The 23,402-nt window shown below is 67.3% G+C and carries 28 protein-coding genes and 4 tRNA genes; 21 read left to right on the plus strand and 11 right to left on the minus strand.

The window, feature by feature from the left end; translation table 11 throughout:
• Window positions 1–41: 41 nt before the first annotated feature.
• The 3 genes from D0Z08_RS19630 to D0Z08_RS19640 are packed head-to-tail and all read left to right on the plus strand — an operon-like array spanning window position 42 to window position 2,397.
• Window positions 42–848 carry a macro domain-containing protein gene (locus D0Z08_RS19630; RefSeq protein ID WP_118926955.1) on the plus strand — a complete coding sequence of 269 codons (807 nt, stop codon included), beginning with the start codon at window positions 42–44 and terminating at the stop codon, window positions 846–848.
• Window positions 848–1,891 carry an FAD-dependent monooxygenase gene (locus D0Z08_RS19635; RefSeq protein ID WP_118926956.1) on the plus strand — a complete coding sequence of 348 codons (1,044 nt, stop codon included), beginning with the start codon at window positions 848–850 and terminating at the stop codon, window positions 1,889–1,891. Before D0Z08_RS19630 ends, D0Z08_RS19635 begins: the two co-directional genes overlap by 1 nt.
• Window positions 1,876–2,397 (plus strand): hypothetical protein, encoded by a 522-nt coding sequence (locus D0Z08_RS19640; RefSeq protein ID WP_118926957.1) that lies wholly within the window; start codon window positions 1,876–1,878, stop codon window positions 2,395–2,397. The genes D0Z08_RS19635 and D0Z08_RS19640 overlap by 16 nt, the downstream gene beginning before the upstream one ends.
• Before the next feature lie 75 nt (window positions 2,398–2,472).
• Here the strand turns inward: D0Z08_RS19640 and D0Z08_RS19645 are convergent, their stop codons facing one another.
• Genes D0Z08_RS19645 through D0Z08_RS19655 form a run of 3 tightly spaced genes read right to left on the minus strand, consistent with a single transcriptional unit; the run spans window position 2,473 to window position 6,486 of the window.
• Window positions 2,473–5,034 carry an SIR2 family NAD-dependent protein deacylase gene (locus D0Z08_RS19645; protein WP_118926958.1) on the minus strand — a complete coding sequence of 854 codons (2,562 nt, stop codon included), beginning with the start codon at window positions 5,032–5,034 and terminating at the stop codon, window positions 2,473–2,475.
• Complete coding sequence (locus tag D0Z08_RS19650; RefSeq protein WP_118926959.1) at window positions 5,031–5,654, minus strand: histidine phosphatase family protein; 624 nt, start codon at window positions 5,652–5,654, stop codon at window positions 5,031–5,033. Before D0Z08_RS19650 ends, D0Z08_RS19645 begins: the two co-directional genes overlap by 4 nt.
• Window positions 5,647–6,486 (minus strand): aldo/keto reductase, encoded by an 840-nt coding sequence (locus D0Z08_RS19655; protein WP_118926960.1) that lies wholly within the window; start codon window positions 6,484–6,486, stop codon window positions 5,647–5,649. The genes D0Z08_RS19650 and D0Z08_RS19655 overlap by 8 nt, the downstream gene beginning before the upstream one ends.
• A gap of 1,505 nt (window positions 6,487–7,991) precedes the next feature.
• Here D0Z08_RS19655 and D0Z08_RS19660 point away from each other — a divergent pair.
• The 13 genes from D0Z08_RS19660 (at window position 7,992) to D0Z08_RS19715 (ending at window position 14,776) form a co-directional block, all read left to right on the plus strand.
• Window positions 7,992–9,125: a tyrosine-type recombinase/integrase gene (locus D0Z08_RS19660; protein ID WP_118926961.1), complete on the plus strand. Its 1,134-nt coding sequence runs from the start codon at window positions 7,992–7,994 to the stop codon at window positions 9,123–9,125.
• On the plus strand, window positions 9,122–9,502 hold the full coding sequence (locus D0Z08_RS31710; protein WP_147381486.1) for a hypothetical protein: 381 nt from the start codon (window positions 9,122–9,124) through the stop codon (window positions 9,500–9,502). The genes D0Z08_RS19660 and D0Z08_RS31710 overlap by 4 nt, the downstream gene beginning before the upstream one ends.
• A 69-nt stretch (window positions 9,503–9,571) precedes the next feature.
• Entirely contained in the window at window positions 9,572–9,775 is a 204-nt protein-coding gene (locus D0Z08_RS19665) for a helix-turn-helix domain-containing protein (RefSeq protein ID WP_118926962.1), read from the plus strand.
• Window positions 9,776–10,012: 237 nt separating this feature from the next.
• On the plus strand, window positions 10,013–10,267 hold the full coding sequence (locus D0Z08_RS19670) for a hypothetical protein (RefSeq protein ID WP_118926963.1): 255 nt from the start codon (window positions 10,013–10,015) through the stop codon (window positions 10,265–10,267).
• Window positions 10,264–10,512 (plus strand): hypothetical protein, encoded by a 249-nt coding sequence (locus D0Z08_RS19675; RefSeq protein ID WP_118926964.1) that lies wholly within the window; start codon window positions 10,264–10,266, stop codon window positions 10,510–10,512. The genes D0Z08_RS19670 and D0Z08_RS19675 overlap by 4 nt, the downstream gene beginning before the upstream one ends.
• A 38-nt stretch (window positions 10,513–10,550) precedes the next feature.
• Window positions 10,551–11,036, plus strand: a complete 486-nt coding sequence (locus tag D0Z08_RS19680; protein ID WP_147381487.1) for a hypothetical protein — start codon at window positions 10,551–10,553, stop codon at window positions 11,034–11,036.
• Entirely contained in the window at window positions 11,033–11,278 is a 246-nt protein-coding gene (locus D0Z08_RS19685) for a hypothetical protein (protein WP_118926966.1), read from the plus strand. Before D0Z08_RS19680 ends, D0Z08_RS19685 begins: the two co-directional genes overlap by 4 nt.
• Before the next feature lie 65 nt (window positions 11,279–11,343).
• Entirely contained in the window at window positions 11,344–11,583 is a 240-nt protein-coding gene (locus D0Z08_RS19690) for a hypothetical protein (protein ID WP_118926967.1), read from the plus strand.
• A gap of 155 nt (window positions 11,584–11,738) precedes the next feature.
• On the plus strand, window positions 11,739–11,939 hold the full coding sequence (locus D0Z08_RS32245; protein WP_182481397.1) for an HNH endonuclease: 201 nt from the start codon (window positions 11,739–11,741) through the stop codon (window positions 11,937–11,939).
• Window positions 11,940–12,033: 94 nt separating this feature from the next.
• Entirely contained in the window at window positions 12,034–12,273 is a 240-nt protein-coding gene (locus D0Z08_RS19700) for a hypothetical protein (protein ID WP_118926969.1), read from the plus strand.
• 217 nt (window positions 12,274–12,490) lie between these two features.
• Window positions 12,491–13,909 carry a phage major capsid protein gene (locus tag D0Z08_RS19705; protein WP_182481398.1) on the plus strand — a complete coding sequence of 473 codons (1,419 nt, stop codon included), beginning with the start codon at window positions 12,491–12,493 and terminating at the stop codon, window positions 13,907–13,909.
• A 178-nt stretch (window positions 13,910–14,087) separates the two neighbouring features.
• Window positions 14,088–14,468, plus strand: coding sequence for a hypothetical protein (locus tag D0Z08_RS19710; RefSeq protein ID WP_147381488.1), 381 nt, complete (start codon window positions 14,088–14,090; stop codon window positions 14,466–14,468).
• A 14-nt stretch (window positions 14,469–14,482) separates the two neighbouring features.
• Window positions 14,483–14,776 carry a hypothetical protein gene (locus D0Z08_RS19715; protein ID WP_118926972.1) on the plus strand — a complete coding sequence of 98 codons (294 nt, stop codon included), beginning with the start codon at window positions 14,483–14,485 and terminating at the stop codon, window positions 14,774–14,776.
• On the opposite strand, the gene D0Z08_RS19720 is transcribed toward D0Z08_RS19715, so the two are convergent.
• From D0Z08_RS19720 to D0Z08_RS19745, 6 genes are all read right to left on the minus strand, one after another.
• Window positions 14,773–15,105 (minus strand): hypothetical protein, encoded by a 333-nt coding sequence (locus D0Z08_RS19720; protein ID WP_147381489.1) that lies wholly within the window; start codon window positions 15,103–15,105, stop codon window positions 14,773–14,775. The two genes, D0Z08_RS19715 and D0Z08_RS19720, sit on opposite strands and share 4 nt — an antisense overlap.
• Window positions 15,106–15,177: 72 nt before the next feature.
• Window positions 15,178–15,453, minus strand: coding sequence for a hypothetical protein (locus tag D0Z08_RS19725; RefSeq protein WP_118926974.1), 276 nt, complete (start codon window positions 15,451–15,453; stop codon window positions 15,178–15,180).
• The gene (locus tag D0Z08_RS19730) at window positions 15,450–15,761 is read right to left on the minus strand and encodes a helix-turn-helix domain-containing protein (RefSeq protein WP_118926975.1); all 312 of its coding nucleotides are present in this window, start codon (window positions 15,759–15,761) and stop codon (window positions 15,450–15,452) included. Before D0Z08_RS19730 ends, D0Z08_RS19725 begins: the two co-directional genes overlap by 4 nt.
• A 122-nt stretch (window positions 15,762–15,883) precedes the next feature.
• Window positions 15,884–15,958: transfer RNA gene (locus D0Z08_RS19735), tRNA-Val, on the minus strand.
• Window positions 15,959–15,971: 13 nt separating this feature from the next.
• Window positions 15,972–16,045: transfer RNA gene (locus tag D0Z08_RS19740), tRNA-Cys, on the minus strand.
• A 27-nt stretch (window positions 16,046–16,072) separates the two neighbouring features.
• Window positions 16,073–16,145 (minus strand) — tRNA-Gly (locus D0Z08_RS19745).
• A 128-nt stretch (window positions 16,146–16,273) separates the two neighbouring features.
• Between D0Z08_RS19745 and D0Z08_RS19750 the strand changes: the two genes are divergently transcribed.
• Window positions 16,274–17,092, plus strand: a complete 819-nt coding sequence (locus tag D0Z08_RS19750; RefSeq protein WP_118926976.1) for an aminotransferase class IV — start codon at window positions 16,274–16,276, stop codon at window positions 17,090–17,092.
• A gap of 52 nt (window positions 17,093–17,144) precedes the next feature.
• Here D0Z08_RS19750 and D0Z08_RS19755 read toward each other — a convergent pair whose 3' ends face one another.
• On the minus strand, window positions 17,145–18,320 hold the full coding sequence (locus tag D0Z08_RS19755; RefSeq protein WP_118926977.1) for a GAF domain-containing protein: 1,176 nt from the start codon (window positions 18,318–18,320) through the stop codon (window positions 17,145–17,147).
• A 92-nt stretch (window positions 18,321–18,412) separates the two neighbouring features.
• Between D0Z08_RS19755 and D0Z08_RS19760 the strand changes: the two genes are divergently transcribed.
• From D0Z08_RS19760 to D0Z08_RS19770, 3 genes are all read left to right on the plus strand, one after another.
• Entirely contained in the window at window positions 18,413–20,248 is a 1,836-nt protein-coding gene (locus D0Z08_RS19760; RefSeq protein WP_118927001.1) for a flavin-containing monooxygenase, read from the plus strand.
• A gap of 60 nt (window positions 20,249–20,308) precedes the next feature.
• Window positions 20,309–20,380: transfer RNA gene (locus D0Z08_RS19765), tRNA-Val, on the plus strand.
• 300 nt (window positions 20,381–20,680) lie between these two features.
• Entirely contained in the window at window positions 20,681–21,739 is a 1,059-nt protein-coding gene (locus D0Z08_RS19770) for a PP2C family protein-serine/threonine phosphatase (protein ID WP_220454264.1), read from the plus strand.
• Window positions 21,740–21,767: 28 nt separating this feature from the next.
• On the opposite strand, the gene D0Z08_RS19775 is transcribed toward D0Z08_RS19770, so the two are convergent.
• Complete coding sequence (locus tag D0Z08_RS19775) at window positions 21,768–22,514, minus strand: MBL fold metallo-hydrolase (protein WP_118926979.1); 747 nt, start codon at window positions 22,512–22,514, stop codon at window positions 21,768–21,770.
• Between the two features lie 130 nt (window positions 22,515–22,644).
• On the opposite strand from D0Z08_RS19775, the gene D0Z08_RS19780 reads away from it, so the two are divergent.
• The gene (locus tag D0Z08_RS19780) at window positions 22,645–23,334 is read left to right on the plus strand and encodes a transthyretin-like family protein (protein WP_118926980.1); all 690 of its coding nucleotides are present in this window, start codon (window positions 22,645–22,647) and stop codon (window positions 23,332–23,334) included.
• Window positions 23,335–23,402: the final 68 nt, after the last annotated feature.

Here is a 23,402-nt window from a genome sequence, read left to right on the forward strand (position 1 = left end):
GACTGCGTCCTGGGAGGTTGTACTTGAGCGGACGACGCGGTATGGGCGCGTTGACCGAGGCCTATCACAACGGGCTTGCCGGCCGTGCCTACGGATTCGTCACCTTCGTCGGTACGGCCGTGGGCATCTCGTCGGTCGCGTTCCCCGATGAAACCGGCGACGTACCGTGGCAGATCTGGCTGGCGCTCGGCGCGGTGGTGCTCCTAATTGCCGTCGTCCGGAGCCTTCCCGGGTCCTCCGCGGTGTACGTCCATGAGCAGGGCAACTGGTCGATCGAACTCGTCCGGGGCAACCTTCTCGACTACGACAACGGCTGCGTCATCACAGCCGACCGGTCGGTGTCCACGCTCACTAGCGACGTCGGCACCGGATCCCTGGTGGGACAGGTGAGCCAACAGTGGTACGACGGCTCGGACGCTGCGCTGACAGCGGAGATACAACAGGCGCTGGCCGCCTCCTCCCGAAGCACCCCGGTGAATCTTGGTGAGCTCGTTTCATTCGGCGGTCCTCAAGGAAAGAGGGCCTGGCTTTTTTGCCTCGCCGAACGCACCGAGCACGGCTCCAGGACGACCTGGCACGACCTTTCCACGGCCTACGGTCGCCTCTGGGAGCAGTTGCGTGCGGGCAACCTGCAGGAGGTGACCTGTCCGATCATCGGAGCGGGATTTGCCGGAACCAACCTTTCGGCGAGAGGGACATTGACCTTCCTTCTCCTGAGCTTCCACGGCAGCTCGCTCGAACGGCGCGTGACCTCGCGATTGCGAATAGTCATCCACGAGTCCGACTTCGATCCGCGTATGTATCGTTCCGCTCGCGCGATGCTCGCGGAACTCGGGTACCGCCACTGATGCGCACCGATGTCGTGATCATCGGCGGAGGCCCCACCGGCATCTTTGCCTACGAGCTCCTCCGAAGAAGTGGAGTCGACGTCGTGCTGGTCGGGAGTTTCACCGATGCCTCGATCATGCCCGTCGAGTCGCCGTGCGGCCCGATCACGCTGGTCCCGGTCTTTCCGACACTGCCCGCCCCGACCTACCCGCCTAGCACCCCTACTAGGCAGGCTCTCCAAGTGCGCCGGTCGGGCTCGCCAGCCTGGATAAGGGCGGAGCCCGTCGCTGACTCGTCGCTCGTCGAAATGCTCCTCCCTGACATCGACGCTGCCGCAATGGCCGTCAAACAATTCGGTGAGCGCGCGTTGTTTGATCCACTGGACCAGGTCCAGGAAAAGGTGAGGCGCGCCTACCGGGGCCGGCCGACCCGGCGCGCCGGCTACATCGATGGCCTGTCGCCGTACCTCGCGCCGATGCTCGAGATCCTCGCTCAGCGCGGCGGTGGGGTGACCGCCGTCCGGACCTGGAATCCGCACGACAGACTGCTGGAGCTGAGCGGCACTACCGCGCGACTCGAGTACAACAAGCTTGTCTACGCATCGGACCCGGAGCGGCTCTCAGAGGCAATCGGTACCCGCGTTGCCATCCCGCGCCGCGCGCCAGCACATTTCACGACGCTCGCGACCGACGCGCGCCTCGTTCGCAACGAATTGGTCTATGACCTCTCTCGCGACAGCCCAGTCTTCAGGGCCTTCGTCGCCAGTGAGCACGTGGTGGTCGTCCAAGAGTCTCTTGCCTACAGGGGGGATGCCGCTGCCGCGCCCTTGCAGATCGCCGACGCCCTCGGCGACCTTCTCGGCGCCCGGCTGGTCCGCTTTGGCGAGCGCCTGACTTATCACTCTGCGTATCCAATCGAGAGCATGGACGCAGCGTCCAAGACAGCGCTGGACGACGCGTGCGGCGAGTTGGGTATCCTCCGGTTCGGCCGTAACGCCGCTGGCCGTTACGTAGACCTGCACGAGCTCGAATGGGGTGAACTCCGGGCATGGGCACTCAGTTGATCCTGGTCGACACCGAGCTGTCCCAGGACTCGGCCAAGTCGTACGCCTGGACACTTGAGACTCATGGACTCGAGATGGGCATAGGCCGGGCCGGACTGTACGAGGAGCACGCGCACCGCCACTTCGTCGACCTGATCTTCAGCCCTGTTGGACTGACAATCGAACCCTTGGGGACGTCAAGCAAGTTGGTCATCGTCGAGCCGCGCGTGCGTTTCGGGCCGGTTCAGACCGGCAACTTCTTCTTTCTGAAGTTCCTGCCTGCGGTCGGGCCGCACACTATCCCAGACAAGGTAGCCGGGCCCGACCTCGATGCGGTTGGACGCGAACCTCAGCCCGCACGGCACGACTGTCCTCACGTCTCGTCTCGCGCCTACTACGACCCCCGCAATGGGAATCTGGAGGAGCTCGACTTGGACCTCGCCGCCGGAGTCCTCGACGTCCGTTCGAGCGCCGGGTGGCATCTCCGGGTCGCCGCTGACGGGACCGCGCTCCCGGATGAGCCGTGACGCTGCCGCTTCCTAGCGACGCTCGTCTTGCCACCTTGAGGACCGCACACCGGAAGTGTAGGGAGCCCGAGGGTGTCAAGCGGTTGTGGCCGAACTTCCCAGCCGCCCGATGATCCGATCGGTCGGGAAACGCTCTACCAGTTGGTCGAGGCGTGCGTCGTCACCGATGACCAGCATCGCCTTGTTGGCCAGCCCCCCGATGGCTTTGGCATGCAAGCCAAGGCTCGTCGCCTCCGCCAACGTGTTCATCTGGTCGTCGGTGTAGATCCCAGCAGTCCGGAGCAGTGCGCAGTACGACGCGAAGGCGTCGAGGTCAAGGGTCTGATCGGAACTGATCGTGGTGGTCATCTGCTCGGCGAGAGGCTTGAGTCGGCTGCTCAGTTCCTCGACGCGCGACCGTGCCTGGGCAAGCGCGACTGTGGGTTCCCCCACCGATGCTACGAAGACGGCGTTAATGGGAATGCTGGGTGCGCGACGCCAGGTGTTGCGGAAATAGAATCCGGGCTCCTGAGCCAGGACAGACGCGCTGTCGACGCCGCTCGGGGGGAACCCGTGGGACAGCCAGTCGAAGACCTCCAATAGCTGCGCTCGCTTCTCGGCACTAACCTGGTCACCCAAGTGCAGGACGGCAAGAACCGTGCTGCTCGCGAATCCTTGCCCCATCGGCAGCGACCCACTTACGTCATCGAGGACATCAAGTCCGAGCGAACGCACCAGCGTGCGCGTCCGGTCGCTCTCGCCTAGCCAATTCAGCCCTACGTCGACGCTCTCGGGTGCGCCCTGTAGATACATCGGGGTCGGCGCGACGTAACCCCAGGCCTTCGTGTGCATCAGATACTCGCCGTAAAGGGTGTACCTCCCCTTGACCCGACGGGTCTGGATCAGTCGCCGCAGGGTCGCACTGTTGCCGGACCGCTCCAGGGCATCGTTGATCGCCTGGCGCAACGTGTGGTCACCGGTCACCGACTCCAGGTACAACAGCAGGGGCACCCTCTGCGTCGGCGTGGAGCGACGCGCAACGTCGAGCATCCGCTCGAGGAGTGACTCGTCGAGCGGATCCCTCTTGAACTTGCCCCAATTCGCAACAGTCTTGGCGAACCCGGTCGACGCTTCATCGATCTCGGCACTGAGTACGTCCTGAAGCATGGACTCGTATCTGAACGCCTCGCCGCGCCTCCCGCACCGCACCAATTCCATGTTCCAGGCCTTTGTCCAGAGGAACTCACGCGAGCTGAATCGGAATCTCCGGTCCGACATGTAGGGGGCGAAGGACAGGGTCGGGTCGTTCAGCTTCTCCCGGCAGACGTCCCGGTTGAACTCGGCACATCTCCGCAGTTCGTCCGGCGCCTCCGGGGCGTTGATGATCGACTCGAGGGTGACCTTCGCCGCGCTCACCTGGGTCCCGGGTCCGAGCTTCTCCATCGCAAGCGCCTGGAACAGCAGTAGGTTGAGCCTCTCGACGGAGGTGAGGCCTTCGCTCGCCAAGGCCGAAGCGGTGCTGTCGCGCATTCGCTCGAGCTGGACTTCGAACTCAGACCAGAGCGCCGAAGCGATCCCCCGCTGGAACGGCGTGGCGGCCGGGTCCATGATGATGTCGGAGAGGCGCACCGCGGCGTCAGCAGGGGAATGCTCAGCGATGAGCGGTCGCATCCTGGCGACGAATTCGTCGCCGCCAGCTACGACCGTGCGGCAGCGCCGGCGGATCCAGGCCTGCTCAGTCACTTTGAGGTCGATCGCCGAGGGCTCGCCTGCGAGGAGGTCGTCAAGCAGACGGCGGACCGGCTCGCCGAACGAACTCACAGGAAGAAGGTTGATGTGCTCCAGTCGCTCGTCGGCAAACCGCCGCTCGAGGTGGTCAACCTCCTCGGCGAGACACACCATGTAGTGACCGACCCGTGCCTCGCTGAATAGCGCGTGCATGTCGCGCAAGACCCGGTTCACGTTCGGGTCGGTGAGACTAAAGCCGAGAAAGAGGAGGCTCTGGCAGGCTGCCATCGTCTGCAGGCAAATGAACGCAGCCTGGTGTCGCAACTCCGCCGGAGGGTCATCCTCACTGAGTTCTGCGTTGATGCCGTCGTACAGCCTGGCGTACTCCTTCTGCTCGAGCACGATCGAGTTTGGATGGGTGATCGTTCCGTGGAGGTGCCACAAGACGGGAGACTCGCGGTTCGCCTCAAGCAGGGTGCTCAGGTCTGCTGGAGCGTGCAACCCGTACACCGTCGGGAGCGGCTCGCTCTCTCTCCTTCCCCACAGCAACGTCTCGTCGTAGTTGGTGGTCACTACAAGGCCGCGCGAGACCTTCCAAATCTTGTGGAGCAGGTCGACATCGGACTCTTGCGCGCTCGAGCGGCTCACCTCGAACGTGGTCCTGAGCCGCTCGATCCAGTGCGCCGTACCGACCGCCAGCTTGACGCGCGACGCAGCCTGTGCCAGCTCCTCCTCGCGGACGAGTTGCAGGACTGCGTCACGATTCTCGACCGACAGGTCCATCGCACACCCTCGGAGAAACGCCCGCCACGAAGGCATCAGAGGCTTGCCGGTGTTCTGGTTGATCAAGGACTCCGATATCCCGGCGCCGACGAATGGCACCAGTTGCCGCGCGGCGGCGGACCTCACCAAGGCGTCGAGGTTCGTCATACTGTCACCATGCTCGGCTCGAGGTGTGCCACGTCCTCGAGTCGCACCAGACGGTAGCCGTCCGGTCCGAATAAGAACTCAGTGACGCTCGCGTGCCGCATCTGCTTGCCGACGTAGTCCTCCCACGGCACGTCCTGCATCCGGCGCAGGATCAGGCTGTTAACTCGGCCATGCGCGACCAACGCTACCGAGCTTCCATAGTCACCCTCCCGGATTGCCCGCACTACCGGCTCGAGCCTGGCGTCGATGTCGAGGTACGACTCCCCGCCGGGTGGTCGGACGGCCCACAACGGGGTGGTCGCGTTCACCATCTTCGCCCGGAGGCCCATGGGCTGCCCGGTCCACTCGCCAACATCGCCCTCCCTGAGCCGGGCCTCCGCCAGAACATGCTGGACGGACACGCCGTCAAGGATCGGCATCATCGTCTCGATTGCCCGAAGGCACGGACTGTGCACAATGGTGTCGAGGCAGCTTCGGTTCAGCGCGGCTCCCAGCAGGCGGGCTTGTTCGCGACCCAACTCGCTCAGCGGGTCGTCAACGCCGACGTACGAGCCAGTGCCGTTCGACTCGGTGTGGCCGTGACGGATTAGTAGGCAGCGCAACACGTCCTCGTCAGCCATGGTCGTCCGGGTCGGGTCCGTAACGGGTCTCAGTGCCGAGCGAGCACATCTCTTCGCAGGCGGCTGGTGTCAGGCGGATTTCCGTGGCCGCGAAGTTTTCGCGCATCCGCTCTCGGTGCGCCGACTTGGGGATCACCATTGTGCCGAGTCCCAAGTGCCAGGCAAGGACCGCCTGCGCCGGAGTACAGCCATGGCGGCGCGCGATGGCGACAACCTTCGGATCGTGCAGCAACTCTCGCCCACGGCCGATCGGCGACCAGGCTTCCGTTGCTACCCCTAGGGTTGCGTGCCAAGCGCGCAACTCGGATTGGAGTAGGTAGGGGTGGAGTTCCACCTGGTTGACGGCGGGAACTACCGCCGCCGCTGCGCAAAGGCGGCTCAGCATCGCGCAAGTGAAGTTGGAGACGCCGATTGAACGGACGAGACCGATTGACTGCAGGTACTCAAGCGCCGACCACGTCTCTAGATACCTGTCGAGCCGCGGTTGTGGCCAATGGATCAGCACCATGTTGAGCGAGGTCCGGTCGAGCCGGGTCAGGCTCTTCTCCACCGCCACGATGGCCTCGCGGAAGCCGTGGCTTTCGTTCGGCACTTTGGTCGTAATAAAGACGTCTGTTTTCGAAGCCGCACGCAGCGCCAGTCCTAGCTGGCGCTCGTTGCCGTAATAGGGCGCCGTATCAAATCTCCGGTATCCCAACTCCAGAGCGTCGTCGACGACGCGCTCGGTGTCGCCCGGGAGGACTCGGTACAGGCCAAGTCCGAGTTGCGGCGCGCTCGCGCCATCGCAAAACTCGACCCGCGGTTCTGCCAGACTCTCTAACCCGTTCGCCATGCATGCCCTCCAGCTGGTTGCTGGTCAGTGTCCGGCCGCTACACAAGTCAACCAGGCACGTCACCTGATACGCGGGTCGTCGCGCGCCCACGACATCGACCACCGCAATATTGGCAGAGGTCGTACGGTCGTGCGGTCGAGGCCAGACTTTTCTTCTCTACGCCGGTTGTTGTCGATGTGCGCGAGCGCCGCTCCTAGAAGACGGCCAGGCGCATCCCAATCCGTTCGGCGGCACCTTTAGGAGACGTCTGTTGGCAAGTGTTTCAGGAGATCGGCGAGACGCCGAAAGTGCCACTCTGTCCAGTTCGGATGTCCACTCGATCGGCCTCATGCGCGAGGTCCCGATCCCGAGGAGTGGGAGATGGAGATGGTTCTGCTGAAGATCCCCGAGGTGATGGAGCGGCTGGCCGTCGGCCAGACCAGGTGTATGAGCTGATGTCCAGCGGCGAGCTGAGGTCCGTGAAGGTCGGCAGGTCGCGGGGTGCCGCGCAACGACCTCGCGCGGTTCATGGCCGAGCTTGACGACAGCCGACCCAACCTTCGCTCGCACGCGCCGAGCCGATTCAGAGCCGACGCTTCGTAGCACCTTCTCCACAGGCACGCCGCCGCTGTTAGCGGTGGTCACGCCGCAAAGTCCACGCTGGATTGCGTGTCCATTCGCGCACGCGCGTGTGCTTGAGATGGAGGAACGGGAGAGGCGATAGGTCGAGGTGTGGTCGAAGTGGCTCAAGGTTCGTGTTGGTCTAGGCATCGGAATCGGGCGTATCGTCGAGCACTCAGCATCACCATGCGCCGACTCGGAGGAGCCTGGAATGTTGCGATCTCGGGTGGCGCTCGCGTCATTCCTGGTGGCTGCTTGCGCTGCTTGCAGCGGCCTGAACCCGCCGCGTCTCGAGCCAGTTAGGCTCCGGCTCCATGAGCATGCCGCCTCCGCCTCCGGCTCCGCCCACGGGTAGTTCGCTGCCTCCGCCTCCTCCCGCACGTGTTCCGCGTCCAGCTCGCGTAGCGTCCCGAGCATCGGCTCAATGAAGGTTCCGAATGCCGGGGAAGTACCAACCACTGGCAGCGCACCTGAGCGCACGTCCGGAGAGCAGGTCACCACAGACCTGACCGTTAGCATGTGGCCCGGCTGGTCGGAGGGTTGCCGCCGTCGGCGCGCATGCCTCGGCAGTCGTGGGCGAACAACTCCCTCACAGCCAGGCGCTGGCGTGGCGCGACGCCGCAAGTGCAGATCAGGAGCGGCCAGACCTGGCCGCTCCTTGTTCCTCGTATGTTCCCCGTCTGAGATCTGGTTTCGAGAAAACCGCCTTTGACCTGCGGAAACGTGGTGGGCGATACTGGGTTTGAACCAGTATCCAGCAGATCTAGCGTCACTGGTCCTGACCTGCGGTTTCAGCGTCCTGACCTGCGAATACGCTGAACAGTAGCGCGGCAGCGAGCGGAAGTCTACGGAATCGGATAGCGTGTGTTCTGTCCACGATGAGTCCACGGACAGGGGTGCGAGCGTGGCGAGACCGAAGACCGGACGGCCCAAGAGCGGCACGGTCGAGACGCTGCCGTCGGGCAAGTACCGCGTCCGCTTCACCGGCCCGGACGGCAAGCGGTACGCCGCCCCAATCACGTTCGAGGACGTCAAGGCCGCCCGGCTATGGCTCGACCGCGAGGTGAAGGGGATCGAGGACAACCCCGAGGCCTGGCGGCCACCGGGAAAGCGCGTTGCGTCGCTGACCTTCGGTGAGTACGCCGAGCGGTGGCTCGAGACCCGCAAGGTGAAGGGCAAGCCACTGGCCGCCCGCACGCGGGCGCACTACCGCGCCCTCCTCGACCAGCACATCCTCCCGACCTTCGGTGACGTGCCGCTGCGCTACATCACGCACGAGGCCGTTGACGACTGGTACGAGCGGACGGCCGTGAATGCTCCGACGCTCCAGGCGCACGCGTACTCGCTCCTGCGCACGATCCTCGGCACGGCCGTCGACCGCGGCATCCTGAACACTGCCAACCCGGCCAAGATCCGCGGGGGCGGCTCGACCAAGCGTGTGAAGAAGATCCGGCCGGCCTCGCTCTCCGAGCTCGAGACCGTCGTGAGCAACCTGCCCGAGCGCTATCGCCTCATGGCCCTTCTGGCGGCCTGGTGCGCCTTGCGGTTCGGTGAGTTGGCCGAGCTGCGCCGTGGCGACGTCGACACCAAGGGCGCCAGCCTGCGCATCCGTCGCGGGGTGGTCCGAGCGGCGGGGGAGACCATCGTCAAGGTGCCGAAGAGCGACGCCGGCAGCCGCGACGTCGCGATCCCGCCGCACCTGATGCCCCTGGTCCGCGAGCACCTCCTAGCGCACGCCGAGGCCGGCGCGGACGGACTGCTGTTCCCCGCCAAGGGTGGCGGTCAACTCGCTCCGTCGACGCTGTACCGGGTCTACTACCCGGCCCGAGAGGCCGCCGGACGTCCTGACCTGCGATGGCACGACCTGAGGCACACCGGGGCCACGCTGGCCGCGCAGACGGGTGCCACGCTCGCCGAGCTGATGGGACGCCTCGGACACTCGACGCCCAGCGCCGCGCTGCGATACCAGCACGCCGCGAAGGAGCGGGACGTCGAGATCGCGCGACGGCTGTCAGAGATAGCGGGAGCAGAGCAGTGATCGCCCTCCCCGAATGGGCAACCGTCGTTGACGGTCTCGACCCGGCGGGCGCCTGGTGCGCCATCGTCTGCACTGACCGCGGGCACCATGATCCCGAGGTGCTGGGCGTCGTGTTCGAGCACGTCGACGGGCGCGGTCGGCACTGGATTGGACCTCATATCCACCTGACCAAGCAGACAGATCACGACGGGAACCTGATTCCCGGTCGGGCCACTCTGCCGGGTTCGCTGCGCCGTCAGACCGCCACCCGAAGAAGCTCGGTGCTGTTCACGTGTCCGAGGTGTACCCGTAAGCCACGACGCCCGCGGGAATGGTGGGCGCGGCTCACCGAGGCGATGCCGCTTACGCGCGAATTCGATTCCTCTCAACTAGACTGAGTTCCGCATACCCGCTCGGTAGTCGCGTTCTGCGTCGGTGGGTCGTTTATTCGACCCATTGGAGCGAACATGACGACTACCGTCGCCTCTCGCCGCTGGCTCAACCAGAAGGAAGCCGCCGAGTATCTCGGCGTCACCGATCGGTCAGTCCGCGCTTACATCGCCCGCGGCCACCTTCCCGCACGCCGCATCCGCGGCAGTCGCGCAATCCGAATCGACCGCGCCGACTTGGACAAGCTGTTGCGCCCGATCCCGTCCGCGAAGGTCGGGTGAGGTCGTGCTCAACGAACGAGAAAGCCGCCCGACCCCGGCGAAGGTTCGGACGGCAAGCATCTCGGCTGGCGACCTCGATACGTCCATCGTAGACCCGCACTGCTGCGGATCTCTCGACCTGGCCGAGCGTGCCGACGCCGCCGACCTTGGGCTGACCTGCTCACCGACGTCGTGCTGCCGAGAAGACCTCGTCGTCGCGCGACGAGGTCTTCTCCGTGTCGTGGGCGGTGGTGACTCGTGAATGCTCGCGAGTACGTCGCCAACTTCACGCGCCGCATCCTCCAAGAGGCGCTCTCCTCCGCAATGCCCGCACACTACGAGCGCCGTGCGGCCCAGTTCGAGGCCGTGGGTACGCCGCGCTGCTCCGAGGCCGCCCACGCCTGCCGCAACGCCGCCGAGTTCTGGCGGAGGTACGGGCATGAGCTGGTCGTCGACGAGCTGGACATGGTGCTGGCCGAACCGGAGTTCACCTCGCGGGGGTGGACAGCATGACCGCGCTCGAGGTCAGGTTCACCGGCTCGCGCTGGGCCGTTTACGTTGCGGGTGGTGGCGCGTACCGGATGCTGCGGAACCTGCGCGATGGTAGGCCGCCGGAGTTCGACCGACGCCGCCGCCGCTACGTGGTGACCGAGCGCGTAGCGCGCGACCTGCTCGCCGCTGCAGAGGCGGACGGGCGCCGCGTCGTGGTCACCGGGCAGTCAGAGACGGACGCCGCATCGCAGGGCGTGCTGTGGTGACCCGCAGGAAGCGCACGGCCGAGGAGTGGCGCCGAGTCGTGTTCCGCACCCAGCTCGTATCGGCGCGGACGAAGCTCTACCTCGTCTACCTGGCCGACTTCATGGACGCCGGCCGCAGAGTCAGCAGGGAGCGGCGACTGGTCGCCGCTGACCTCGGAGTCGGTGAGCGGACCGTCGACAGGATGACCAACGAGGCGCGAGACGGCGGATTCCTCTCGACAATCGTGCCCGGTCGGAAGGGCGTCACGGCTGTCTATCAGGGCCTGTTCCCGACGTCTCAGCGCGACAGCAGTTGTCGCGCTGAACTAGACGCCGATGACCTCTCTCAGCGCGACAGTTACGGGGGGCCTGAGATGTCCGAAACTGTCGCGCTGAAACCGCGTTCAGCGCGACAGCATGTTGGCGCACCAGTAGTAACCACTGACGCACCTTCAACGTGCCCGTATCACGCCGATGACGGACTGCCCTGCCCGACCGACTGCCGCGGCTACTCACCGAGCAGCAACGAGGAGGCGGCGTCGTGATCGCGCCTGTCATCGACCTCACGGCCCGCATCGCCGAAGCCAAGGCACCGTGCCCGTGTCCCGCCGACCGTCTCTCTCGGCTATCGGTCCAGATCCGCGCACACCTCGCGGTCACACGGGGCGAGCTGCTCGTCCCTGCCGCTGACACCGAGCAGACGTTGAGCGACGTGCTCGCCGTCGTCCTCGAGATCCTCGACAACTACCCGCCGCACCAGCGACCAGGAGAGGGAGTGAACGGCTGATGCCTCGCCGCAATCGTCGACCTCAACGACCGATCCACCGCCGACGACAGCCCGACGCCGAGCCCGTGCCCGACCTCACGCCGAGCCAGGTCGTCTGGCAGCTGGTGCGTGAGCGGAAGGTGAGCCCGGCCGCGCTCGGGCCGATCGCTAATCCGCAGATGGCAGGGAAGGTCCGCGAGTTGCTCGAGGACCCGGGGGGTGGGGTCGACATCGCGGAATCCGAAGCGCCTTTCCGCCCCGGCATGGAAACGGCGTCTCTCTCCGGCATTTTTTCTTCGCCGAGCGAGGTCGGGGGTGCCAGATGACCTGCACCAGGTGCGGGCGGCCTTTCACCCCTCCGCAGAGGCGCACGGGGCGGCCGCGGACCCGCTGCGATGCCTGTCGGAGCAACCAGGACCGAAACGACGGTGTGCGTTGGCGCGAGCTGCGCCGCCAAGTACTCACAGAGGAGCCGGTCTGCATGGTGGCTGGCTGTGGTCGTCGATCGACGCAGGTTGACCACATCATCCCGCTGAAGGTGCGGCCCGACCTCGGACTCGTGCGGGCCAACCTGCGGGGGATCTGCGGCACATGCAACGCCCGGAAGGGCGCTCGGATGACCGCGCCGCCGCCTATCCCGCCGCCGCCGACGACGCAGCCGCGCCGGCCGTGGGTGCTCTGACGGCTCCGTGTGTGAAAGCGAATCCACGGCAAGGGTGGATTCCCCATTTCGCCCCTTCGCGACCGACCTACCCCCCCTACCTATAGGAGCACCGATGACCGACAACCTGACCATTGCCGACCTCCAGGCCCTCGCTTGCGAGGACTGCCCGGCTGACGTAAGCATCCAGGTCGGCGAGGGCTTCGCCGGCTCCGTGTTGACCGTGTTCGTGGTGCACGCCATCACCTGTCCGTGGGCGGCGCGGTGCGTCCCTCACGGCGGCGTGACGCTGATGCGTGGGTCACAGCTCCTGCGGCACGTCGTGGCCGACGTGGCGAGTGAGCCTCCGTGCTGATGTCGCCGCGGCGTGAGACAATTCCTGTGTCGGTCTGGCCCGGTGGGTGGCCGACGAATCGGAACCGCAAGAACGCAGGTCTCCCTGACTGGCCCGGTGGGCGTCAGGCACAGCAGACCTTCGCCCCTGGTAGGTGGCGGCGCGTGGAGCGGCCGAGTCATCGAACCCACCCATGCCTGCGCTCGCTCGCGGCATTCCAGATCGGACACACACACCCATGACCACCATGACCTTGGGCCAAGTCTCGGCCCGCATGATCGAGCTCGGCGACGAGATGGAGAAGCTCGACAACATCCGCCAGGAACACGGCAGCCTCACGCGCGAGAAGCAGGCGCGTCTCGATGGGCTGCTCGCCGAGTTCAAGGACCTGCAGGACCGCTATCACGAGAAGCGCTCTGCCGAGCTCGCCGAGCTCCGCGACATCGCCAACGGCAAGGACGGCGGCATGGTCGTGCCCGGCGTCCCGGGCCGCGATGATGACCCGTTCGCCCAGGCTCCGACCCGCGCCCGTCGCATCATCGACCAGGCGCACCGCTCCGGTGCCCTGGCCGACCACGCCGCCGAGACGGTCGAGCGGATGGTGACCGGCGGCAGCGACTTCGAGCGCTCCGCGGCCTCGCGCTGGGTGGAGGTCACCGGAGACCCGGCCTACCTCCGCGCGTTCGCCCACCTGCTCACCGACCCGACCCGGGGCCACCTGATGTGGAACGAGCAGGAGCGCGAGGCCTTCCAGCGCGTCGAGCGCTACCGCTCGGAGTCGCGAGCCATGTCGCTGACCGACGCGAACGGCGGCTACATGGTGCCGATGACCCTCGACCCGGCCATCAACCTGACCTCGGCGGGATCGACCAACCCACTGCGCCAGGTCGCGCGTGTGGTGCAGACCGCCACCGAGTCCTGGACCGGGATCACGTCGGCCGGCGCCACCGCGGAGTGGAAGGCCGAGGCCGCCGAGGCCGCCGACGCCGCGCCGACCGTGGACGACCAGCCGATTCCGGTGCACTTCGGTGACGTGTTCGTCCCGTACTCCTACGAGGTGGGCATGGACGCGGCGAACTTCTCCGCGGAGCTGGGCAAGGTGCTCGCAGACGCCGCGGACCAGCTGATGAACACCGCCTACACCACGGGCTCCGGCACGGGGCAGCCGAAGGGGTTCGTGACCGCGCTCGCGGGCACCGCCTCGGAGATCAACGCCGCAGCGGACGACACCTTCGCAGCGGGCGACGTCTACAACCTGCAGAACCAGCTCCCGGCCCGGTTCCAGCCAAACGCGACCTGGCAGGCGGCGCTGCCGATCCTGAACCTGATCCGGCAGTTCGAGACCACGGCCGGCGCCCTGAAGTTCCCCGAGCTCGCCAACGGACAGCTTCTCGGCCGTGCGATCAACGAGAACTCGAACATGGACAGCACGGTCACCACGACCGGCGCCGTTTCCAACTTCGTGCTCGCGTATGGCGACTGGAAGCAGTTTGTCATCGTGGATCGAATTGGAACCACGCTTGAACTTCTGCCGAACCTTGTCGGCACCAACCGCCGTCCGACCGCCCAGCGTGGCGCGTTCCTGTGGTTCCGAACGGGCAGCGACGTCCTCGTGACCAACGCTTTTAGGCTCCTCGACGTCGCAAGCGCGGCCTGAGATCAACCTGCCGGCCTAGTCATCCGGCGGGGCGCCGCCCGAGGGTGCGGCGCATCCCGCGGGCCGCCCCGTGCCACTCGCCCGGGGCGGCCCGCCACCCCCAACGGCGCGATGGCTCGCGTGCTCAGCCCCGCCGCAGTCGGTGCCTGGTGCCGTTTGCTCTAGTACGGTGGCGCAAGTGATCCGTGGCACCTCGAACGCAGTGGTCATTCGCGGTGGTATTAGCCGAACGGCGGAGATGGTGCAGCGCCAGTTGCTCGACGCAATAGAGGACGGGTACGGGCCTGTTCTATCGGTGTTCTTGGACGATCCCCGCCGCGACGAGACTGTCGAACAAGTCATCCTCCGGGTGTGCCGCGGCGCCGGCATACTGAACGGGAAGATCCAGATCTCGTCGGTCGGCACACTCGTCGAGGCGGGGTTCGAGTTGGTCCATGATGACTCTGACGGCATGCACGAGACGCACCATGATGTGGTCTTCCCGAACACCACCGACATACAATGGTGCCAAGCGTTCGTGGACAGTTTCAGCGAACCGCGCCCGAACCCGGCCAAGTGAGGTGTGATGTAGCGATGACTCAAATCCGCGCCGACCTCAACAACGCCACGCCCGATGGGCGAATCCGCGTCAACCTTGCGCGTGCGGATGGTTCAGTTCACTTGTTCGATCAGGTGACTCTGGTCGACAGCAGCGACCCGGATTGTAGTTACGAGTCTATTGCCATCGAGATTGACGAGGCTGGACGGGCGGAGCTGCAGATCCTGCAGACCGCCAACGGGCTGACGTTGACCCGGCTGTGGGGTCATCCTCAGTTTGAAAGCAACTCTCCGGTTCCAGCGAAGTGGGGCTTTGCGGCCGTTGGCTAGAGGCCGAACCCTCGTTTGACTTGGTCGAGGTTGTCTTCGGGCACGACTAGTCCGATTCGCGTCATGCGGCAGTCGATCAGCGTGCAATCAGCGAGACCGATGGCACCGATCACGGTTCTTTCGGCCGGGATCGGCCAGACGAATGCATCGAAGTCACCGTCCCACGAGCACCGGATCATCTGAGTAGTGCCCAACGGGGCAATGACCGCTGGACCGATGAGTTGGCAGTTTTCGAACGTGAGGCCATGGAGAAGATCTTTGGTCACCGCCAGATCGGCGATGCGGACCGTCTGGTTGCGGTAGTCCGCTCCAGTCGGATGCGTGGTCATGAGCGCCAAGATAGCAGCGCGCACGCGACCCCCGGCCAGGAGCGCCGGGGTCGTTGAGGACCTGAGGCGTTGCTACTCGAGTGGCCCGCGCGGTGGCCAGGTGAACGACACCCGCTCGGCGTTCCCGCGCGCCTCAGCCATCGCCTGACGCATCAACTCGCCTGCTGCCTCCGCGGTCGCCGCCCGCACGACGATCGGGCCGGCCAACCACGCCAGCTCGACCTTGATCGAGAACGGCGCGTTGGGATCGACGACGACGCCCTCGAGGACGCGCACGTCGACCGAGCCGCCGGCAGGTAGTAGCTCGCCAAGAGCGCGCTTGTGCTCGGCGAGGTCGGCCGGGCTCATCGGTTCGCCCGCTTCTCGGCCAGCCGCACGCCGATCGCGTCGGTTACCTGACGCAGCCACCGGTCCGACGGCTCCTTGATCCCGCGTTCTACCTGCGACAGGTAACCGGGCTTGACGTCGGCCAGAGTGGCGAGCTGGCGCACAGAGAGGCCCAACGTCTCGCGCATCATCCGCAGCACCCAGCCGCCCGCATAGTGCGCGCACCCGTCGATTGCGTTGGGGTCCGCCTGACAGTAGTCGGGGCATGTTGTCGTAGCCATGGCGCCGAGGCTGCTCTGAGCCTCCGACGCAATCGGGCTGGTGGTCATGTTGGGATTCCTCTCACTCGATGGGGGAGTGGGAGGCCGACATCTTCTGTCCTCATGACGTCCACGGGAAATGAGATTCGGCCCCCGACTCTGCGTTTCCGCAGGTCAGAGGCCGAATCCGTTGGTGGGCGATACTGGGTTTGAACCAGTGACCTCTTCCGTGTCAAGGAAGCGCGCTACCGCTGCGCCAATCGCCCGGGTCTGGAGTTATGGAGGTGGGTACGGGATTTGAACCCGTGTACACGGATTTGCAGTCCGTTGCCTCGCCTCTCGGCCAACCCACCAGTGGAGGCCTGGGTCTGACCTCTCCGAGCGGACGACGAGGCTCGAACTCGCGACCTCAACCTTGGCAAGGTTGCGCTCTACCAACTGAGCTACGTCCGCCTGCAACTACCTCCCGAACCGGTTTTCACCGGTACGGCTGGTGCGCGTCAGAACAGTAGCCGATCGCTCGGGACGGGCCAAAATCGGGTCGGGTCTCGGTCGTGTCGCGGCCTCCGTAGGGTTGGCGCATGCGTGTGTGGATCAACGGGGGGCTGCTCGCGGACCCCAACGCCCCCGCCGTACCGGTCACCGATCACGGTCTGACCGTCGGCGATGCGGTGTTCGAGGCGGTCAAGGTGGTCGACGGCCAGCCGTTCGCGCTCGGCCTGCATCTGGACCGGCTGCAGACGTCGGCGGCCGGGCTCGGGCTGGAAGGTCTCGACGTCGAGACCGTACGGCGCGGCGTGGCCGCGGTGCTCGACGGCGACCCGATGCCGCTCGGCCGGCTGCGGATCACCGTGACCGCGGGGCCGGCGCCGATGGGCTCGGGGCGGGGGAGCAGCGACCCGACCGTGATCGTCGCGGCGTCGCCGATGACCGCGAACCCCGAGACGACCACCGTCGTCACCGTGCCGTGGCCGCGCAACGAACGGGCGGCGCTGGCCGGCATGAAGACCACGTCGTACGCCGAGAACGTCGTCGCGCTCGCCGCGGCCCGCGAGAAGGGCGCGACCGAGGCCGTCTTCGCGAACCTCAAGGGCCACCTCTGCGAGGGCACCGGATCCAACGTCTTCTACGTCGTTGACGGCGAGCTGCGGACGCCGACGCTCGCCAGCGGCTGTCTCGCCGGCGTCACGCGGCGGCTGGTTCTCGAGTGGTTCGGCGGCGTCGAGGTCGACGAGCCGATCGAGGTGGCGGCCGGCGCCGACGAGATCTTCCTGGTCTCGACCACCCGGGACGTGCAGGGCGTGACCCGCTGGGACGACCGCGAGCTCGAGGTCGGGCCGGTCACCCGCGAGGCGCTGGCGGCGTGGCGGCGGCGTGAGCCGGAGCTGCTCGGGCGCTGAGGCCTTGGTCTCGTGACGGTCGCTGCGCGACCTCCTCGACCAGCGGGGGCGCTCAACGAGCGGCGGCGACCGTGAGCGTCACGCCGTCGGCGAGGCGGTAGGGGTTCGTCGCGACCAGGGCGCCGAGGCTCCGGCGCATCCGGGAGATCTCGGCGCGCACGGTGACCTGGCGCTCGGCGTCGCCGTACAGCCGGCGGCTGAGCCAGCCTGCGGACGCCCCGGCCGGACCGACGTCCGCGAGGGCGGCCAGCACCTCGGCGTGGCGGGGGCTGAGGGCGACCCGCCACGGGGTGTCACCGCCGGAGACCTCGAGCATCGCCTGCGGCCCGCGCAGGTCGAGCAGTGCGGTGAGAGTGCCGGTGCCGGCGCTGGGCCGGATCAGCCAGCCACCGCGGAGCCGCTCCGGGAGGCACAGGCCCAGGCCCGGCACGGCGACCGCCCGGTCGGCCTGCGGCGCCTCGACCCGGTCGCGCACCGCGACGCCCTGGTGGGCGGCCACCCAGCCATGGTCGTCGACCACGAGCAGCGGTCCGTTCGAGCCGGAGAGGAGGGGCTCCGCCGTACGACGCAGCTGGTCGAGCCGTTCCTCGTGGTGCCGCCACAGCCGCGCTTCGGCCAGCCGCACCGACGCGGTCACCAGAGCCTGGATCGCCGGGTGCAGGGTCAGTGCCGGGCCGCTGACGTCGACGATGCCCAGCAGCGAGCCGTCGATGGGGTCGTGGATGGGGGAGGCCGAGCAGTACCAGGGCACCTGCGCGTTCTCGAAGTGCTCGGCCGAGAACAGCTGCACCGGCGCGGACTCCGCGAGCGCCGTACCGATCGCGTTGGTGCCGACCGCCTCCTCCGTCCACACCGCGCCGTCGGCGAACCCGAGCACGTCGGCCTGGCGCCGTACCCGCGGCGAGCCGCTGCGCCACAGCACGATGCCGTCGGCGTCCGTCACGACGACCAGGTACGACGACGCGTCCGCTGCCGTGAGCAGCAGCTCCCGAATCTCGTCGATCACCAGCGACAGCCGGGACTCGCGGCGCCGGGTCTCGACCTCGGACGGGGGGAGTGGGTCGCGTCCGTTGCGGCCGTCGGGATCGATGCCGAAGCCGAGGGTCCGTTGCCACGAGCGCGCGACCACCGCCCGCGGGCTCTGCGGCGGCGTCGTGCCGGACAGGACGGCGTCGTGGATCCGCACGAGGCTGCGAGCCAGGTGTGCGAGATCCGGCGAAGCGGCCATACGGCAACGATAGGCGCGCCGCTGTGACCGGGGCCACACGCAACAACGTGCAACCCTTCCTGGTTCGGCGCAACGGGACGTCTCCTGAGGACATGACCCAGCTCGACGAGCGGCCCGCCGCCGCACCTCCCACCGCCCCCGCCACCGACCCGGCCACCGCCTGGTTCGCCGCCTTCGAAGACGCGCTCGTCGCACGCGACATCGACCGTGCGGCGAGCCTGTTCGCCGCCACCAGCTTCTGGCGCGACCTGATCGCCTTCTCCTGGAACATCACCACCGTCGAGAACCCGGCCGGCGTCGCCGACCTGCTCACGGCGACCCTCGAGGGCACCGACCCGAGCAGCTTCCGGCTCACCGAGCCCGCCGAGACCGCCGACGGGGTGACCACCGCCTGGTTCGAGTTCGAGACTGCTGTCGGACGGGGCCGGGGGCTGGTCCGGATCGTCGACGAGGACGGGCCGAAGGCGTGGACGTTCCTCACGACGCTCTACGAGCTCAAGGGACACGAGGAGCCGCAGCGGGACCGGCGCCCGATGGGCGCCGAGCACGGCGCCACCCGGGAACGGGTGACCTGGCTCGAGAAGCGCCAGTCCGAGGAGGCGGCGCTCGGCGTCGACATCCAGCCCTACGCCCTCGTCATCGGCGGCGGCCAGGGGGGCATCGCCCTCGGCGCCCGGCTGCGCCAGCTCGGCGTACCGGCCCTCGTCGTCGACAAGCACCCGCGCCCCGGCGACCAGTGGCGCAACCGCTACAAGTCGCTCTGCCTCCACGACCCGGTCTGGTACGACCACCTGCCCTACATCAAGTTCCCCGAGAACTGGCCGGTCTTCGCACCCAAGGACAAGATCGGGGACTGGCTGGAGTCCTACGTCAAGGTGATGGAGGTCCCGTACTGGTCCAACACCGTCGTCAAGAGCGCGTCGTACGACGACGCCACCTCGACGTGGACCGTCGAGCTCGAGCGCGACGGCCAGCCGATGACGCTGCGGCCCACCCAGCTCGTGCTCGCCACCGGGATGTCCGGCAAGCCGAACATCCCGAGCTTCCCCGGCCAGGACGTGTTCCAGGGGGAGCAGCAGCACTCGTCGCAGCACCCCGGACCCGACGCGTACGCCGGCAAGAAGGTCGTGGTGATCGGGAGCAACAACTCGGCCTTCGACATCTGCGGGGCGCTGTGGGAGCACGGCGCCGACGTGACGATGGTCCAGCGCTCCTCGACCCACATCGTCAAGAGCGACACCCTGATGGACATCGGGCTCGGTGACCTCTACTCCGAGCGGGCGCTCGCGTCGGGCGTCACGACCGAGAAGGCGGACCTGATCTTCGCGTCGGTGCCGTACCGGATCCTGCACTCCTTCCAGATCCCGCTCTACGAGCAGATGAAGGAGCGCGACGCCGAGTTCTACGACCGGCTCACCAACGCCGGGTTCGACCTCGACTGGGGCGACGACGGCTCGGGTCTCTTCATGAAGTACCTCCGCCGAGGCTCCGGCTACTACATCGACGTCGGCGCCGCCGAGCTGGTCGCCGACGGCGAGGTGAAGCTCGCCCACGGCCAGGTCGACCACCTCACCGAGAACGCCGTCGTGCTCGCGGACGGCACCGTGCTCGAGGCAGACCTGGTCGTCTACGCCACCGGCTACGGCTCGATGAACGGCTGGGCCGCCGACCTGATCAGCCAGGAGGTCGCGGACAAGGTCGGCAAGTGCTGGGGCCTCGGCTCCGACACCACCAAGGACCCCGGCCCGTGGGAGGGCGAGCAGCGCAACATGTGGAAGCCGACCCAGCAGCCGAACCTCTGGTTCCACGGCGGCAACCTGCACCAGTCGCGGCACTACTCGCTCTACCTGGCCCTCCAGCTGAAGGCCCGCCAGGCCGGCCTCGACACCCCGGTCTACGGCCTCCAGGACGTGCACCACCTGGGCTGAGGGCCCTGATTCTGGTTCGCGGATCGGGATGCGTTAAAGTCGTCCGTCGCATCACGATCCGGGCGATTGGCGCAGTGGTAGCGCGCTTCGTTCACACCGAAGAGGTCACTGGTTCGAACCCAGTATCGCCCACCCAGATCTCCCTGTAGCAAAGCGTGCTCCGGACGTGGCTGCCCCTATCATCGGACCGTGGCGGGCCTAGATTCACTCATCCACCTGCTGGATGCGGCGGAGTCTGCCGCGCCCGTGGACGCGGTGCGTGCCTTGACGCGAGAGGTCGGCAAGCGGCTACGGGCCTACTCAGTCTCGTTCCTGGTTGCCGACATGTCGGGGCGGGCTCTGGTGCGGCTGGTTCACGTGCCGTTGGGTTCGGTCGAACCGGAATTCGGTGAGTCCACGCCTGAGTCCGCAGACAGGGCCAAGGGTGAGGAGGTGGCAACGACGCTGCCGTTCGACGGTGGACCGACGGAGCGGGTCGTACGCAGCCAGCAGCTCGAGGTCGGACCTCCGGAGGACCGCGATGGACGCCGGACCTGGACCGTTCTTGCGCCGGTCACCGAACGGGGTGAGGTGATAGGCGTGCTCGAGCTCGTGCTCCCCAAAGAGCCGGACGAGGACGACACCGCGGAGATCGGGGCCCTGGCGCACCTCCTCGGGTACGTAGTGATCGTGAACGGTCGGCACACAGATCTTTTCGAGTGGGGTCACCGGACGCGCCCGCTGAGCCTGTCGGCGGAGATCCAGCAGCGACTCCTGCCCGGCCCGCGCACCTGCGAAGGCGGATCATTCACCCTCTCGGGCTGGCTGGAGCCTGCTGCGGACATCGCCGGCGACACCTTCGACTACAGCCTCGAGCGCGACACGTTGTACCTGTCGATCAGCGACGCGATGGGGCATGGTGTGTCTGCGGCGCTGACGGCCACCTTGTGCGTGAGCGCGCTGCGAGGATCGCGACGGAGGGGAGCGTCGTTGATCCAACAGGCCTCCAACGCCAACGCCGCCGTCCGCGAGCACGCCACCGGCAACGGGCTCGATGACTTCGTCACCGGCCTCCTCGGTCGGATCGACCTGAATACCGGCGTTCTGCAGCTGGTGAACGCGGGTCATGTGAGGCCCTACCTTGCCCGCGACGGGGAAGTGGGCGTCGTTGCGCTTCCCTCCAACCTTCCTTTCGGGATCTTCGACCACACGGTGTACGCACGGGTCGGTCTGGAGCTGCGGCCAGGTGACCGCCTCGTCCTGGTGACTGACGGGATGCTGGAACGCAACGCCGAGAACGTCGACCTGCCACAGGCGATCCGGGCATCGGCCTCGCTGCACCCGCGCGAGGCAGCGAACGCCCTGGCAGACAGCGTGCTCGACGCCACGGGTCACGCCCTCAGCGACGACGCCACCGTCCTTTGTCTGGACTGGTACGGCGGGAACGACGAGATCCGCAGCACCTCCGCAGGAGCCGATGTGATGCGGGCAAGCGGGCCGACCGCCGGCTGAGCCGGCCGGCACCGTGCCCGGCAGATCGTCACCATTTCCGACGTGTTGCCGCCTCTCGCGCGGCGCGAACGGCCTCGCCGATCGGCCCGCGATGCACTGCCCCGTGGCCCGGCAACACCGTGTCCGCATCGAGGCCATCGAGCGGCGACAGGCCCGCCACGTCGTCACCGTGCTGGAACATCTTCGGCAGCAGCTGTGGACCGGCCGTCGGCGACGTGGCATGCCCCGTGCACAGCCCGTCGCCGGTGGCCACCGCTCCGGCCGACGGCACCAGGTACGCCGTGTGCCCGGTGGTGTGCCCGGGAGTCGGCACCGGCACCGGCCGGCCGGGCAGGTCGAGCGGCTCGTCGGCCGGGACCGGCTGGACGTCGGCGAACGCCACGTCCTGCAGGGCGCCGGCACGCATGATCCGCAGCGACCACGGCAGTACGCCGCGCCGGTGGCTGTTGCGGGCGACCTGGATGGGCGTGGCCTGCTCGAGGTGGTCGCGCCGTACGTGCGGGACCTCGGCCGGGTGCGCGAACACCGGCGTCCCGAACGCGTCGTGGAAGTGGGCCAGCCCGCCGATGTGGTCGACGTGCCCGTGGGTCACGAGGATCCCGCGCACGTCCTCGGGCCGTCCGCCGATGCGGCGTACGGACTCCTCGACCTGCTCCGCGTACCCCGGGTAGCCGGTGTCGACCAGCGTCAGGTCGGTGCCCTCACGCAGCAGCACCCAGTTGACGTCCCGGCCGCGGCACAGGAACACGTCGGAGTCGACGGTGATGACGTCCATGGCGGCATCTTCGTCGATCGGCCGATTTGCGGAGGTTCGCGTTCACCCTCCGGCGCCCGCGGGTAGCGTCGCAGTGCGAGCACCACTCGGGACGGCTCGTACCCGTCCGTCTCGAACCAGGTGGTCCGCCATGCGCCGCGTCGTCTCGCTGTTCGTCCTCGCCGTCCTCGCGGCGCTCTTCAACGTCGTCGCACCGCCGTCGGCCACGGCAGGTGCGGTGATCACCGGCCAGGTCGTCCAGTACGGCGGCGACCCGGTGCCGGGCACGACGGTGCGGCTCTACCAGGACGCCGGTGGCGCGCCGGGCGCGCTGGTCGACACGGTGACCACCGACGCCACGGGCAACTTCACCCTGTCCCCGAGCCTCGACATCCCCCACTGGGTCGAGGTCGTCCGCAACAGCAGGATCCAGGGCGGCTACGTGAAGGACCACACGACGGGTCCGAGCTATGTCGTGTTCGACATCAGCCAGGCAGACCCCGTCGAACCCGGCACCTCCCTCGGTCGGGTGCTGGCTGCGCCGTCGTTCATCAGCGGGGTGGTCGTCAACGCCGCCACCGGCAACCGGCTCCGCGGAATCGCGGTGAGCGTGCGCGAGATCGATGCGCTCGGGGTCTCGGTCGGCAACGACACCACCGACGCCAACGGGTTCTTCAGGATCCCGGTCTTCGGTGAGGAGTTCGGAGTCAAGGTCAAGGGCGGTGCCCGTGGGTTCGAGAACGGCTGGGTCGGCTGCGCGAGGGACGTCGTCCCGACCTGGGGCGCGGCGTGCTCACACGCCCCCGGCCGGATCGGGAGGATCCAGCTCGACCGTCTCTGAGGTCGGATCCTGCTGTTAGGGCGACGTTCCCTGGCAGTTCCAAGGCAGTTCCACGGCCGCCGGGATCG

Origin of the sequence: Nocardioides immobilis (assembly GCF_003515065.1) — a bacterium.
Classification (GTDB): Bacteria; Actinomycetota; Actinomycetes; order Propionibacteriales; family Nocardioidaceae; genus Nocardioides; species Nocardioides immobilis.